A 13395-nucleotide genomic window follows, 5' to 3' on the forward strand; every position below is an offset into this window, starting at 1 on the left:
CGACACGGAATCTTAAAGCCCTGGCTAATTTGCCGGGGCTTTCTTTATGCTTCCGATGCGCAAACGTTAAGGGTACACTGCGCCGCGTTACCTGCTGCCGGAGCCCCTCATGTCGTTGATCTGCCCCCTTTGCCATACTCCTCTCGTCCTGACTGCACGCAGCTGGTGCTGCGAAAATCGTCATCAGTTTGATCAGGCGAAAGAGGGCTACGTCAATTTGCTGCCCGTTCAGCATAAACGCTCACGGGAGCCGGGTGACAGCGCGGAGATGATGCAGGCACGGCGCGAATTCCTCGAGGCGGGCTATTATCAGCCGCTGCGCGATCGGGTGGTCAGCCTGCTGGACGCGACGCTCTCCCGGCCGGGCAGTCAGATTCTTGATATTGGCTGTGGTGAAGGCTACTACACGGCGGCGCTGGCCGCAGCCAACAGCGAGACGGGACAGGTTTATGGGCTGGACGTCGCCAGAATGGCGATCCGGCTGGCGGCGAAGCGCTACGCTGAGGTGCTGTTCTGCGTCGCCTCCAGCCAGCGTTTACCCTTTGCCAGCCAGTCGCTGGATGCGATAGTGCGGATTTACGCCCCCTGTAATGAAGCGGAGCTGGCGCGGGTACTCAAGCCCGGTGGCATCGTGCTCACCGTGACGCCCGGTCCGCACCATCTGCAGCAGTTTAAAGCGCTGATCTATCGTGAGGTGCAGTTACACGCAGCGGAACAAAAAACCTACCCCGAATTTCACCAGATTGCCCGGCATTCGCTGCGTTACCCGATGGCACTGACCGGGGCCGCGGCCGTCACGCTGTTACAGATGACCCCTTTTGCCTGGCGGGCGCGTGACGAAGTCTGGCAAACCCTGCAGCAGAGCGAACTGTTCAACTGCGACGCCGATTTTACCCTGACGCTGTGGCAGCGCGACTAACGCGCCTCCACCAGGGTGTTATAGATGCGTTCCAGATCGTCAAGCTGCTGCACCGCGATTAACAGCCGGCGCTGTTCAAGCTGAATCACCAGAATGCCATCCTCAGAAAGGTTCATCCCCTGAATCCGCCGGTAATCAATCCAGACGCCGGCATAAAACAGCCCATTGTTTTTCATCAGCAGCTTTGGCCGACGCAACCAGAAGAGCCAGAAGGCGAGAAAGCTCAGCACCATCAGCAGCGAGGTAGTGAGCTGCGGGCCATGATGTGTGACGTTATTCCACAGCAGAATCAGCAGCAGACCGATGAAAATCAGGCTGTCAATTTTATGCCGCCGCTGCAGCGCCACCCGCAGGCGGGTCGGCCCATGACGACGCGGCAGAATTGCCTCATCGTAAATCGCAAACAGCAGCAGGGCGGCAATACAGCCTGCAATTAACATGTCGGTCAATGACATGGTACCTCCTCAAACAGGGTGAGATCAGCCGCCAGGGCTCAGCTCACCTCGCTCAGCGTAAAAAAAGTCGGGAGCCTGCGCTCCCGACCCGGGGTATTACAGTCCGAGCAGACCAATCCAGTAACCGAAGATACCGATGGCGAAGAAGCCAACGATAATCCACAGCGCATTGACCTTACGGCGCAGCAGCCACATACAGGCGAAGGTCAGCAGCAGCGGGACCACACCCGGCATCAGCTGATCGAGAATCGACTGTACCGTGGTGACGGTGGTTTTGCCGGTTGAATCGGTAATGCGTGACACCACCAGCGGGATGTTGACGTGGGTCCACTTGTTGACCAGTGCCCCCATGACAAACAGGCCCAGTATTGAGGCGCCCTCCGTCAGTTTTTGCAGGAAGCCGCCACCCATATCGCTAACGATATCGATCCCTTTACGATAGCCATATGCCACACCGTAGTAACGGGTCAGCAGACGCGCCAGGTTAAACAGCACGAAGAACAGCAGCGGGCCCAGCAGGCTGCCGCTCATGGCGATGCCAGCACCCAGTGCGGCAAACACCGGACGGACCGTGCCCCAGAAAATCGGGTCACCGACACCGGCCAGCGGGCCCATTAAACCGACTTTGATACCGTTAATCGCACCATCATCAATGGCTGCACCGTTGGCACGCTGCTCTTCCATCGCCATGGTGACGCCCAGCACCGGCGCTGCCACGTAAGGGTGGGTGTTGAAGAACTCGAGGTGACGCTTGATCGCCTGTTTGCGTTCGTCATTGTTCTCCGGATAGAGACGGCGGATCACCGGCACCATCGAGAAACAGAAACCAAGCGCCTGCATACGTTCAAAGTTCCACGATCCCTGAAACAGGTTGGAGCGCATAAAGACAGCACGTACGTCGCCCGGCGTTAGTTTCTTTTCGACTTTGGTAATATCAACCATGTTCTCACCTGTTCCTTAATCGAGTTCGTTATCGAGATCGTTAGCGCTGGCAGGACCTGCAGGCGCACCCGCGACCCGGTTGTATTTCGGGCTGAGCTGGATGTAGAGCACCGCCATTACCACACCGATCACGCCAAGCGCGACCAGGTTGAAGTTGGTGAAGGCAGCGGTGACGAAGCCCAGATAGAAGAACGGCATCAGGTAGCCTGCGCGCATCATATTGATGACCATCGCGTAACCGACCACCACGATCATGCCGCCGGCGATGTTGAGGCCGTTGGTGACCACATCGGGAATCGAACTGAGTAAGGCGTGAACCGCACTGGTGCCGACCGAAATCGCCACAATCAGCGCCGGAATGGCGATACGCATCGCCTGCAGCAGCAGGGCAGAGACGTGAATCCAGGAGATCGCGGTAAGGTTGCCTTTCTCGGCCGCCTTATCAGCTGCGTGCTGGAACGCCACGGTAATGGTACGAACGATAATGGTCAGCACCTGACCGGCTGCCGCCAGCGGAATGGCCAGCGCAATACCTGCACCGACGCTTTGACCGCCAGCGATGACCAGAATGGTCGAGATGATTGAGGCGAGCGCCGCATCCGGGGCGACAGCCGCACCGATGTTCATCCAGCCCAGTGCGATCATCTCCAGCGTACCGCCGATGATAATCCCGGTTTTCATATCACCCAGCACCGCACCAATCAGGGTACAGGCGACCAGCGGGCGGTGAAACTGGAACTCATCCAGGATCGACCCCATACCGGCAATACAGGCGACAATAAAGATCAAAATGATTTGTAGCGAGGTTATTTCCATCATACTTCTTGTCCTCAGCAGGATAACGAAAATGAGCCTGGCAAAGCAGGCGCAGACGGCACGCCGTTACGAATTAACCTTCGCAATCAGGTCCATCATTTTCAGTTTCTGGTCGCTGGAAACTTTACGGACTTCCAGTTCAATATTGCGCTCATTTAATTTGCGAAACGCCGCAATATCTTTTTCATCGACCGAGACGGCATTGTTCACCTGAGTTTTGCCCTGGCGGAAAGCCATGCCGCCGATATTGACGGTTTTAATATCGACGCCCTGTTCCACTACCCGCAGCACATCGGTCGGGTTGGTAAACAGCAGCATCACCCGATCCTGACCATATTTCGGGTTATTCCACACCCGCACCATCTTATCGACATCCACCACGTGCGCGGTTACGCCCGGCGGCGCCACCTGCGTCAGCAGCGTTTTACGCACGTGATCGTTAGCCACCTCATCGCTGACCACGATAATGCGCTGAACGTTGGTCTCCTTGGTCCAGCGTGTCGCGACCTGACCATGAATCAGACGGTCATCGATACGGGCCAGACCGATTTTCATGTGGTCGCCGGGTGCCATCGGTTTCGCCGGTTGCGCCGGAGCAGCGACCGGTTTTGCCGCCGCAACCGGCGCGGCCTCTTTGGCTTTCAGCGCCTTCACGCCTTCACGGCCGGTTTCAACCGCCACCGCAATCAGTTCATCAAAACCCGGGTTGTCGTCGCGCGCCATCAGGGTTTCGACCAGCATCGGGATATTGACGCCCGCCACCACATCATAATCTGGCTTATCCACCACGATGCGGCTGGCCGCGTTAAACGGACTGCCTCCCCAGGTATCCACCAGGAACAACACGCCCTGCGCGGTATCGAGTTCCGCCAGCCGCGCCTGGTACTTTTCAATCAGCGTTTCTGCATTTTCGCCGGGCACAAAGTCGATCCATCCGACATTTTCCTGCTCGCCCAACAGCATTTCTGCTGTCTTTAGCAGTTGTTCCGCTGCCCAGCCATGTGTACCAATTACTATCGCAATGGTCACTTGCTACCTCCGTTCGCTTGAGAAGCTCATCTGAGTCAATGAACCGTATGAGTTATCGCTTCGGTTTTGTGAAAATTCTGTTTACCGAATCATCCGGATAGTCTCGGAAAATCATCGGGTAACTGCGATAAGGCCGTAAAGTCGCGATTTATTTTAGTGATCGAAAAAATAAATTATGTGATGGCTGTCAGCTATTCGCAGCCTGATTAACGGAACGTGCAATTTAATGCGCTCCGTCATTTGAATGGCAGATTGTAAAAATAAGAAAATTTTTTGACGCCAAAGCGCGACCTGATACATTAACGATCTGTTTATTACTCAGGAGTAACGGGCCTCAGCCCACCTTTATGGATCGTCACCGACGTCGCTTAACCTGTTCTTTGCGCCTGCTGGCGCGTCATCTTTCGCCTGACGGCGTATTCACTGCTTACCCGATCGTCACTCTGTCACGCTTTAACGCGCTGACACGCATCGGTTCACACTTTTCCTCGTTCAGGAGTCATTAATGGAATTTCTATTCGACCCCTCAATCTGGGCGGGTTTACTGACGCTTGTCGTGCTGGAAATCGTGCTGGGCATCGATAACCTGGTCTTCATCGCCATCCTGGCGGACAAACTGCCGCCGAAGCAGCGTGATAAAGCGCGTCTGATCGGCCTGTCGCTGGCGCTGGTGATGCGTCTGGGCCTGCTGTCGCTGATCTCGTGGATGGTGACGCTCACCACGCCCCTATTCAGCGTAGGTGATTTCAGCTTTGCCGGTCGGGATTTAATTCTGCTGGCGGGTGGTTTGTTCCTGCTGTTTAAGGCGACCATGGAGCTGCATGAAAGGCTGGAGAACCGCCAGCTGGACGGCTCAGGCAACCGCGGTTACGCCAGTTTCTGGGCGGTGGTAACGCAGATTGTGGTGCTGGATGCGGTGTTTTCGCTTGATGCGGTGATTACTGCAGTCGGCATGGTGAACCATCTGCCGGTGATGATGACCGCCGTGGTGATTGCAATGGGTGTGATGTTGCTGGCTTCTAAGCCATTAACCAACTTTGTTAATGCGCATCCAACGGTGGTGGTGCTCTGTCTGAGCTTCCTGTTGATGATTGGTCTGTCACTGGTGGCCGAAGGCTTTGGTTTCCATATTCCGAAAGGTTATCTCTACGCGGCGATCGGCTTCTCGATCCTGATTGAGCTGTTTAACCAGATTGCCCGTCGTAACTTTATCCGGCATCAGTCGCATCGACCGATGCGTGAACGTACCGCCGAAGCGATTCTGCGTCTGATGGGCGGCCGCAATCGCGCCCAGACGGCTAACAGCAGCAGTAATGAAGAGTCCGCGTTAACAGAAGCGATGCCGCAGGAAGCGTTTAAAGATGAAGAGCGCTATATGATCAACGGCGTGCTGACGCTGGCGTCCCGTTCGATTCGCAGCATTATGACGCCGCGCGGTGAAATCTCGTGGGTGGATGCCAACCGTCCGGTCGATGAGATTCGTATTCAGCTGCTGGATACGCCGCACAGCCTGTTCCCGGTCTGTCGCGGTGAGCTGGACGAAATTGTCGGCGTAGTACGGGCGAAAGAGCTGCTGGTGGCGCTGGAACACGGCGTCGATGTGGCGACCTTTGCCGCCAATACCCCGACCATTGTGGTGCCGGAAACGCTGGATCCGATCAATCTGCTCGGCGTGCTGCGTCGTGCCAAAGGCAGTTTTGTTATCGTCACCAATGAATTTGGTGTGGTGCAGGGTTTGATTACGCCACTTGACGTGCTGGAAGCGATCGCCGGTGAGTTCCCGGATGAGGATGAAACGCCGGATATCATCGCCGATGGCGACGGCTGGTTAGTCAAAGGCGGCACCGATTTGCACTCGCTGCAACAGTTGCTCGACTTCCATCAGCTGGTTGACCCGGATGAAGATCACGCCTCGCTGGCGGGCCTGCTGATTGCTCAGAAAGGGCAGTTGCCGCAGCCGGGTGAGGTGATTGATATCACGCCGCTGCACTTTCAGATTATCGAAGCGACCGATTACCGTATCGATCTGGTGCGGGTTACCAAAGATCAGCCGCAGGATGAAGAGGAAGAACGCTAAGATGGGTCAGGCGAATAACCGGCGACCGCAGGTTTGCTGAGTCGCCCACTGACTGTCTGAGGTTGTTGAACGCCGCTGCTCTGATGCAGCGGCTTTTTTTTAGCCTGACGTTACCGCCGAAGCATCATCTGCGATCAGGTGGGTACCGGGTCAACGTCTGGCTTGTGCTTTGCCAGCCAGCCGGGGAAATCACCGATGGGCATCGGGCGGGCATAATAATAGCCCTGCAGATGATCCACGCCGCGCGCCCGCAGATAGGCGGCCTGTTCTGCCGTTTCGACCCCTTCAGCGACCAGACTGATATTCAGGCGCTGCGCCAGTGAAATCACCATGTCGGTGACGGTGGCGTTAATCGCATCGGTACCGATGGCGGCGGTAAAGATTTTGTCGATCTTCAGTACGTCGGGCTTTAAATCCTTCAGGTAGGAGAGCGAGCTGTGGCCGGTACCAAAATCATCAATCGCCAGCCGCACGCCGATCTCATGCAGCTGGGCGATGACCGATTGATCAACTACCGGCAGCGCATCGCGTTCGGTTAACTCGACCACCAGCTTCGGTACCGGATTGGCGGGCCACCAGAGGTTTTGCAGATCCTGCAGGATAGCGCGGTCGCGGAAATGGCTGGCGGCAACGTTAATAGCGATGTGGAAACCCGGACACGCAGGCAGGTGAGGGAGCTGTTTTACCACCTCGTTCAGCACGAAGCGGGTCAGCGGCTTAATCAGATTCTGCCGTTCGGCCAGCGGAATAAACACATCGGGTGCCACCCAGCCCTGACGCGCATTATGCCAGCGCAGCAGCAACTCAATGCCATCGCACTGGCCGCTTCTGGCGTTAATCAGCGGCTGGCAGTAAACCATAAACTCATTGGCGGTGATGCCGTAGCTGATTTGCCAGCTCAGGCTCATGCGGTTGGCGGTCGCCAGCCAGACGATATACCCCATCAGCAGGCTGAGCAGTAGCGCCAGCGGCAGCTGCGACGGCAGCGTGTGCAGTGCCAGCCGGGTCGGTGAGGGACCGTACAGCGTCAGGGTGTAGGGATAACGCAGCGAGGCCTGATAGTAACTCACCTCATCTTCCGACGGCAGCGTGGGTTCAATCAGCGGATTGCCATACTCCAGACTCTCGCCGTTGACGTTGAAGACCGCCCGTTCCACCCACGGCAACTGCGGTTCCAGCAGATAATTACTCATCATTTCGATGTTAATTACCTGCAAAATACCGGAGCGATTATCCGGGCTTCTTGGCGTCCAGAGTAATAATACCGGCGATCCTTTTAACAGGTAATTGTCGGTGGCAAGCGTCATGCGCTGACCGGTAAAGGCCAGTTCGGGATAGGTCTCGCTAAACGGGATCGCACGCGGACCAAAGATACTGGAACAGTAGATCGCGTCATTATCGACCAGCAGAATGGCGCGCACCGTTTGCAGCGCGGAAATTTTCTCAATCAGCGGAAAACGCACGTCGCGGCAGGGCACGCCGACCAGCCCGAGGGTATTATTAGCGGAAACATCCAGCGGTGAAAACATCCGGTCAAACCGCATAATCGCTTTATCGGCGAAATCCATCGCCTGCTGTTCAATACGCGACTTCTCTTCAATATAACGAAATGCCAGCGTCAGAATCAGTACCACGGTGGCGATTGCCAGCGCAATCAGCAAACGCTTGCGTCTGAATTGTCCAACAAATTGCTGGGCCATGAGCATCAGTACCACCTTCCCAAAAAACCAGAAAAAAGCCAAAAATAACGGGGTTGTTATCGGCACGGCCCGATCAACATTGAGGCCGGAATGCAGAAAAGCGGTGCTGGAAAGTTGCGCGACCAGGACAGTCGCGCGGAAATCACTCTACCGGTTTACCCTGCGCTGAGATAGCGCAGGATGCGGATTTTATTACGATTGCACATTAATTAAACAATCAAACGTTTCGATTAATCGCACTGTACTTTAATCGCCAGACCGCCGCGTGAAGTTTCACGGTATTTGGCGTTCATGTCTTTGCCGGTTTCATACATGGTCTCGATCACCTTATCCAGTGAGACGCGCGGTTCACTGGTGCGACGCAGGGCCATACGCGCCGCATTGATCGCTTTGACCGAGGCGATAGCATTTCGCTCAATGCAGGGCACCTGAACCTGTCCGGCGACCGGGTCACAGGTCAGCCCGAGGTTATGCTCCATGCCGATCTCGGCAGCGACGCAAACCTGTTCCGGGCTGCCGCCCAGCAGTTCTGCCAGACCGGCTGCCGCCATCGAACAGGCGACACCCACTTCGCCCTGGCATCCCACTTCTGCGCCCGAAATCGACGCGTTCATTTTATACAGCACGCCGATAGCACCGGATGCGAGGAAGTAGCGCAGGAAAATATCTGGCGTTACCGGCTCAATAAAGTGATCGTAATAGGCCAGTACCGCCGGCACGATGCCACAGGCGCCGTTGGTTGGCGCGGTGACAACCCGTCCGCCGGCCGCGTTTTCCTCATTCACCGCCAGCGCGAACATATTGATCCAGTCGATGACGATCATCGGATCGTTAGAGTGTTTGGATGAGGAGATCAGCAAACGACGCAGCGAGGCGGCGCGGCGCGGCACCCGCAGCGGCCCCGGCAGTACGCCTTCGGTATTCAGGCCGCGATCGATGCAGGCCTGCATGGTCTGCCAGATGTTGGCGAAATAGGCGTGGATCTCATCGCGACTGTGCAGCGCCAGTTCGTTTTTCATCACCAGACCGGATAAGGAGAGTCCGGTTTCGCGGCAGTGCGCCAGCAGATCTTTGGCGGAGTGGAACGGCCACGGCACTGAAACTTCATCCAGCGCCGACTGACCGAAATGCTCTTCATCGACGATAAAGCCGCCACCGACGGAGTAGTAGGTTTTCGACAGAATCAGCAGGTCGCCAGCGAACGCCAGCAGACGCAGACCGTTTTCATGCAGCGAGAGGTTTTCACTGCGGAACACCATGCCGCCCTCACGCGGGAAGTCGACCTCATGCGCCCCTTTGGCCAGCAGTAAACGTTCACGTTGGGCGACATCTTTAATAAAGGCCGGGATGGCATCAATATCGACCGTGTCGGGAGATTCGCCCGCCAGCCCCATAATAATGGCGATGTCGGTATGGTGGCCTTTACCGGTCAGCGACAGTGAGCCGTAGACATCTACCGCAATGCGGGTCACCTCCTGTAGCTTTCCCTGTTCGGATAACAAATCCACAAACTGCTTACCCGCTTTCATCGGGCCGACAGTATGCGAACTTGATGGGCCTATGCCCACTTTGAACATGTCGAAAACACTAATCACAGGTGACACTCCTCACAAATTATTCTCAGTCTGCCGGGGCAGTTTATGGCGCTAATAGTAATAGTCATGCCGGAGAAAAGAGCAGCTTTTCGCATGAAATAAACTTATTAAAACCGATAGAAAAAATTATAGCGCGGCCCGCCGCTCAGCAGGCCGAAAAGCAACAGGTTAATGGCAAAAGTGGGCGTCAGAACGCAATTTGCTCGCTGAGTGAGCGGATAATGCCGGCGGTCATGCCCCAGACCAGGTAATCCTGATAGCGCGACAGCCAGACCGGATGACGCACGCCAGCGCGGTGCACCTCCAGCGCGCTATAGCGGCTGAGCCGTAACGCTTCGGCCAGCGGCATCTCAAAGGCGCTGCGCACTTCGTCCGGGTTAATTCGTAGCGGCAGATCCGGCGGAATGATCGCCAGCACCGGCGTCACCTGAAAGCCGGTGCTGCTGGTGACGGCAGGCAGCACGCCCAACACCTCAACCTGCTGTGGGTCGATGCCCACTTCCTCCTGTGCTTCCCGCAGAGCGGTCACGATCAGCGAGGCATCGGTATCATCCTGCATGCCGCCAGGGAAGGCGACCTGTCCGGCATGCTTACGCAGCGCATGGGAGCGCTGGGTCAGCAACAGACCCGGTTCCGGTCGCGCCACAATCGGTACCAGCACTGCGGCATGCCGTCCGGCGAGACGTTGCGTATTGTGTTGCGGTGGCTGCAGCAGGAACCGGCTGCGGAAGGCGTCAAGCGTGAGCGCCATTCAGACCCCCTGTTCCAGCGCCGGCAGAATGCGGCTGACTTTATCCAGCGTCTCCTGATATTCCGCCTGCACCTCACTGTCGGCGACAATGCCGCCACCCGCCGCGCAGTAAAGCTGCTGACCTTCAGCAATCAGGGTGCGGATGGTGATGCTGGTATCCATGCGGCCACACAGGCTGAGATAGCCAATGCTGCCGCACCAGGCATTCCGGCGCTGCGGTTCCAGCTGATCAATAATTTCCATCGCCCGGATTTTTGGCGCGCCGGTAATTGAGCCGCCAGGGAAACAGGCGCGCAGCAGATCGGTGGCCTGCAGATCCTCAGGAAGCTGCGCCCGCACCGTGCTGACCAGATGGTGAACGGCAGGGAAGGGCTCGACCACAAACAGCTCAGGCACACTGACTGAGCCAGGCACCGCCACGCGGCCAATATCGTTACGCAGCAAATCGACAATCATCAAATTTTCGGCGCGATCTTTTTCTGCATTTTGCAGATCATCTGCCTGTTGCCGATCGGCAATCGGATCGGCACAGCGTGGACGGGTACCTTTGATCGGGCGGGTTTCGATCTGTTTATCATTCAATGATAAAAAGCGCTCCGGCGACAGGCTAAGGATCGCGCTGTGCGGCAGGCGCAGAAAGGCGCTGAACGGCGCGCGGTTGGCCTGGTTGAGGGCACAAAAGGCCTGCCACTCATCACCCTGATAACCGGCCTGAAAACGCTGAGCCAGATTCACCTGATAGCAGTCACCCGCCTGAATATAAGCCTGAACGGCGGCAAAGCGTGCCGCGTAGTCAGCGTAATTGAGGTTGGATTGCCACTGGCTGGTAAGGCTGAACGGCATGGCTTCACGTTCAGGCCACTGCGTCAGCCAGGCGGCGCGGGCTTCAACATCCTGCAATGCCAGCAACGTCAGGGTCTGAAGATGATGATCGGCAATCAATGCCCAGTCGTAAATGCCGACCGCCATATCCGGCGTGGTGAGATCGGCCTGTGCCTGCTGTGGCAACTGCTCAAACCGGCGACCGAGATCGTACCCGAACAGGCCAAGCGCGCCGCCCTGAAACGGCAGATGGTCATGACTGAGCGGCGTCACGCCCAGCGCATCACACTGCTGCTGAACCAGTTGCAGCGGATCCGCGCCAGATTCGCTGCAGCCGCTGGCATCGGTGATGTGGGTAACGTCACCGCGGGTCACCAGCGTGGCGCGCGGATCGGCGGTCAGAATATCAAAACGATTGTCGCTATGGTTGGCATTGGCGGAAGAGAGCAGTATTGCCCACGGCAGGCTGGCAATCGGGGCGAAACGCTGAATCAGCGCATCCGGGGTATAATCAAGACTGAGGGTTTCAACAATCATCAGGCAGACAAATCAGAGAGCAAAGAGGTCGTCAGACTGACATATTTTTTCCTGACTGGCACCTGTTTGTTCGGCGTGTGATAATCGCTGCCCCCAACGCAGGAGTGAAACATGGCTATAGGATTACCGGCTCTCTCTCATGAGCAGCAACAGCAGGCCGTCGAGCGTATTCAGGAACTGATGGCGGGTGGACTGTCGAGTGGCGAAGCTATCGCCCAGGTGGCGCAGGAAATTCGCCAGAATCATAAAGGCGAGCAAATCCGGGCGCTGTTCGACGACGAGGATGAAGAAGAATAGCGCCCGGCAGGCTTAACGTGCTGCGATGATTTTGATTTCGATTTTGTATTGCGGGTTCATCAAACCTGCCTGAACCGTGCAGCGTACTGGCGCGTTATCCGGGGAAACCCAGGCGTCCCAGGCGCGGTTCATTGCGGGCAGGTCCGCTTTGTCCACCAGAAACAGGGTGGCATCAAGAATTTTGCTCTTATCACTGCCGAGTCGCGTCAGCAATCTGTCAATCACCGCCAGTGCATTGGCCGTCTGCGCTTCAGCATCCTCATCCAGATTCTCTGGCACGCTGGTGTAATAGATGGTGTCATTGTGAATCACGGCTTCGGACATACGATGTTCCGGATCGATGCGGGTAATACTCATCTTTTTCTCCCTGGTTTGATGGGCATTAGCCTGGCACATTCCTTATGTCGCTGTCATCTCTTCCCCCTCACAGGCAGCGTTTGACGATAGCCTGACGATCGGCCATCACCTGCGGCCACATATTAAAAGTGGTAAAGAATTTTACCCCGGCACCGCGTCGCTGTGGCGTCACGTCGGCGAATATCGAATCTTCCCACGTCAGGACGGTGATTTGCTCACCGCGCGGTTGCGTATGCGTAGTATTATCCCTGGCGATCACCTCGGTGGTAGACCAGCCACGATAAATACAGTCACTAAGCTGCGGTGCGGTGCGGGCGCTCTGGGCCTGAAATACCGGCTGACCGAGGCGTGCCTGATCAGGAGTAGGTGCCTGGCAGCCACAGACCAGCAGCACGCCGATAAGCGATCCGATGCGGGAATGATTCATAACGTTCCTCCGCCTGAGGCAGACAGTACGATAGAGGCGGTCTGCGCCAATGTGCCGACCGCGCGTCACCTTACGGATGCCACATCCCAACGATAAGGTGATGTAATGATTATAATCCGTGCGCTTATTTCCTCGCAGCTATCCACCGCATTTGATAGCTGCATCACACAGTATCAGGCGGAGCCGGGCGCTAAGCGGCGCGCCAGGCAACAGAAGTGACGCACCCCGCAGCAAAAAATGATATAAATCAGCCGATAAATGACGCCACAGGATGAGGATGAAAGCATGGCGAATACGCAGTATCTGTTTTGGGTAATGGCAGGCGCACTGACGCTGCTGTTTATTGTGGTGTCGGCGTTTGTCGGTCTGTCGCGTGGTGCGAAGCAGGGTTATATCACCTTTGCCGTTCTCTTTGTCATCATGCTGGCGGGGGCCTTTTACATTCATCACTAGCGGCCACGGCAGCGACAGCAGGATTATTACCGCTTAACTCACACTTTCAACCAAAAGCGGGCGGGCGGAAGTGGCGGTTAACTATGCTGAGATGAAATAGCAGCACTGCTATTTATCACCGGAGGTAATTATGTCTGAACGTCCTGATTACGATGAACCGCTGCCTGATGACGCTGAAATCTATCCGGAAGATGAAGAAGAGGATGAAGAGCCTGGAC

At 56.4% G+C, this 13395-nt stretch carries 14 protein-coding genes; 4 read left to right on the forward strand and 10 right to left on the reverse strand.

The features are described from left to right. Positions 1-109: 109 nt before the first annotated feature. Positions 110-919, forward strand: a complete 810-nt coding sequence (gene rlmA, locus ACLIBF_RS09000; RefSeq protein WP_279809733.1) for a 23S rRNA (guanine(745)-N(1))-methyltransferase — start codon at positions 110-112, stop codon at positions 917-919. Here rlmA and ACLIBF_RS09005 read toward each other — a convergent pair. From ACLIBF_RS09005 to manX, 4 genes are all read right to left on the reverse strand, one after another. Next, positions 916-1374, reverse strand: a complete 459-nt coding sequence (locus ACLIBF_RS09005; RefSeq protein ID WP_031374636.1) for a DUF986 family protein — start codon at positions 1372-1374, stop codon at positions 916-918. The genes rlmA and ACLIBF_RS09005 overlap by 4 nt on opposite strands. Positions 1375-1470: 96 nt before the next feature. Beyond that, the gene (locus tag ACLIBF_RS09010) at positions 1471-2316 is read right to left on the reverse strand and encodes a PTS mannose transporter subunit IID (RefSeq protein ID WP_031374635.1); all 846 of its coding nucleotides are present in this window, start codon (positions 2314-2316) and stop codon (positions 1471-1473) included. Positions 2317-2331: 15 nt separating this feature from the next. Then, on the reverse strand, positions 2332-3132 hold the full coding sequence (locus tag ACLIBF_RS09015; protein ID WP_031374634.1) for a PTS mannose/fructose/sorbose transporter subunit IIC: 801 nt from the start codon (positions 3130-3132) through the stop codon (positions 2332-2334). Between the two features lie 66 nt (positions 3133-3198). Continuing rightward, positions 3199-4161: a PTS mannose transporter subunit IIAB gene (manX, locus tag ACLIBF_RS09020; RefSeq protein ID WP_031374633.1), complete on the reverse strand. Its 963-nt coding sequence runs from the start codon at positions 4159-4161 to the stop codon at positions 3199-3201. Between the two features lie 505 nt (positions 4162-4666). On the opposite strand from manX, the gene ACLIBF_RS09025 reads away from it, so the two are divergent. Beyond that, on the forward strand, positions 4667-6238 hold the full coding sequence (locus tag ACLIBF_RS09025; RefSeq protein WP_031374632.1) for a TerC family protein: 1572 nt from the start codon (positions 4667-4669) through the stop codon (positions 6236-6238). Positions 6239-6372: 134 nt separating this feature from the next. Here the strand turns inward: ACLIBF_RS09025 and ACLIBF_RS09030 are convergent, their stop codons facing one another. From ACLIBF_RS09030 to pabB, 4 genes are all read right to left on the reverse strand, one after another. Next, positions 6373-7944 carry an EAL domain-containing protein gene (locus ACLIBF_RS09030; protein WP_031374631.1) on the reverse strand — a complete coding sequence of 524 codons (1572 nt, stop codon included), beginning with the start codon at positions 7942-7944 and terminating at the stop codon, positions 6373-6375. 224 nt (positions 7945-8168) lie between these two features. Further along, a complete protein-coding gene (locus tag ACLIBF_RS09035) occupies positions 8169-9533 on the reverse strand; it encodes an L-serine ammonia-lyase (RefSeq protein WP_089561422.1) in 1365 nt (454 codons plus the stop codon). A gap of 187 nt (positions 9534-9720) precedes the next feature. Further along, a complete protein-coding gene (locus ACLIBF_RS09040; RefSeq protein WP_046288278.1) occupies positions 9721-10284 on the reverse strand; it encodes a CoA pyrophosphatase in 564 nt (187 codons plus the stop codon). Next, positions 10285-11643, reverse strand: coding sequence for an aminodeoxychorismate synthase component 1 (gene pabB / locus ACLIBF_RS09045; protein WP_448309558.1), 1359 nt, complete (start codon positions 11641-11643; stop codon positions 10285-10287). A gap of 111 nt (positions 11644-11754) precedes the next feature. On the opposite strand from pabB, the gene ACLIBF_RS09050 reads away from it, so the two are divergent. Continuing rightward, positions 11755-11940 (forward strand): YoaH family protein, encoded by a 186-nt coding sequence (locus tag ACLIBF_RS09050; protein WP_031374628.1) that lies wholly within the window; start codon positions 11755-11757, stop codon positions 11938-11940. A 12-nt stretch (positions 11941-11952) separates the two neighbouring features. Here ACLIBF_RS09050 and ACLIBF_RS09055 read toward each other — a convergent pair whose 3' ends face one another. Beyond that, complete coding sequence (locus ACLIBF_RS09055; RefSeq protein ID WP_031374627.1) at positions 11953-12297, reverse strand: RidA family protein; 345 nt, start codon at positions 12295-12297, stop codon at positions 11953-11955. A 67-nt stretch (positions 12298-12364) separates the two neighbouring features. After that, on the reverse strand, positions 12365-12724 hold the full coding sequence (locus ACLIBF_RS09060; RefSeq protein ID WP_089561425.1) for a hypothetical protein: 360 nt from the start codon (positions 12722-12724) through the stop codon (positions 12365-12367). Between the two features lie 285 nt (positions 12725-13009). On the opposite strand from ACLIBF_RS09060, the gene ACLIBF_RS09065 reads away from it, so the two are divergent. Further along, positions 13010-13177, forward strand: a complete 168-nt coding sequence (locus ACLIBF_RS09065) for a hypothetical protein (protein WP_162836815.1) — start codon at positions 13010-13012, stop codon at positions 13175-13177. The last annotated feature ends 218 nt before the right edge of the window (positions 13178-13395 follow it).

It is taken from the genome of Pantoea sp. PGP6, assembly GCF_053474785.1.

Bases quoted from the DNA above. Each gene is read 5' to 3' on its own strand.
- ACLIBF_RS09065 (WP_162836815.1), top strand. From the start codon at position 13,010: ATGGCGAATACGCAGTATCTGTTTTGGGTAATGGCAGGCGCACTGACG.
- pabB (WP_448309558.1), bottom strand. From the start codon at position 11,643: ATGATTGTTGAAACCCTCAGTCTTGATTATACCCCGGATGCGCTGATT.
- ACLIBF_RS09040 (WP_046288278.1), bottom strand. From the start codon at position 10,284: ATGGCGCTCACGCTTGACGCCTTCCGCAGCCGGTTCCTGCTGCAGCCA.
- ACLIBF_RS09055 (WP_031374627.1), bottom strand. From the start codon at position 12,297: ATGAGTATTACCCGCATCGATCCGGAACATCGTATGTCCGAAGCCGTG.
- ACLIBF_RS09005 (WP_031374636.1), bottom strand. From the start codon at position 1,374: ATGTCATTGACCGACATGTTAATTGCAGGCTGTATTGCCGCCCTGCTG.
- ACLIBF_RS09015 (WP_031374634.1), bottom strand. From the start codon at position 3,132: ATGGAAATAACCTCGCTACAAATCATTTTGATCTTTATTGTCGCCTGT.
- ACLIBF_RS09030 (WP_031374631.1), bottom strand. From the start codon at position 7,944: ATGCTCATGGCCCAGCAATTTGTTGGACAATTCAGACGCAAGCGTTTG.
- ACLIBF_RS09010 (WP_031374635.1), bottom strand. From the start codon at position 2,316: ATGGTTGATATTACCAAAGTCGAAAAGAAACTAACGCCGGGCGACGTA.
- ACLIBF_RS09060 (WP_089561425.1), bottom strand. From the start codon at position 12,724: ATGAATCATTCCCGCATCGGATCGCTTATCGGCGTGCTGCTGGTCTGT.
- rlmA (WP_279809733.1), top strand. From the start codon at position 110: ATGTCGTTGATCTGCCCCCTTTGCCATACTCCTCTCGTCCTGACTGCA.
- ACLIBF_RS09025 (WP_031374632.1), top strand. From the start codon at position 4,667: ATGGAATTTCTATTCGACCCCTCAATCTGGGCGGGTTTACTGACGCTT.
- ACLIBF_RS09050 (WP_031374628.1), top strand. From the start codon at position 11,755: ATGGCTATAGGATTACCGGCTCTCTCTCATGAGCAGCAACAGCAGGCC.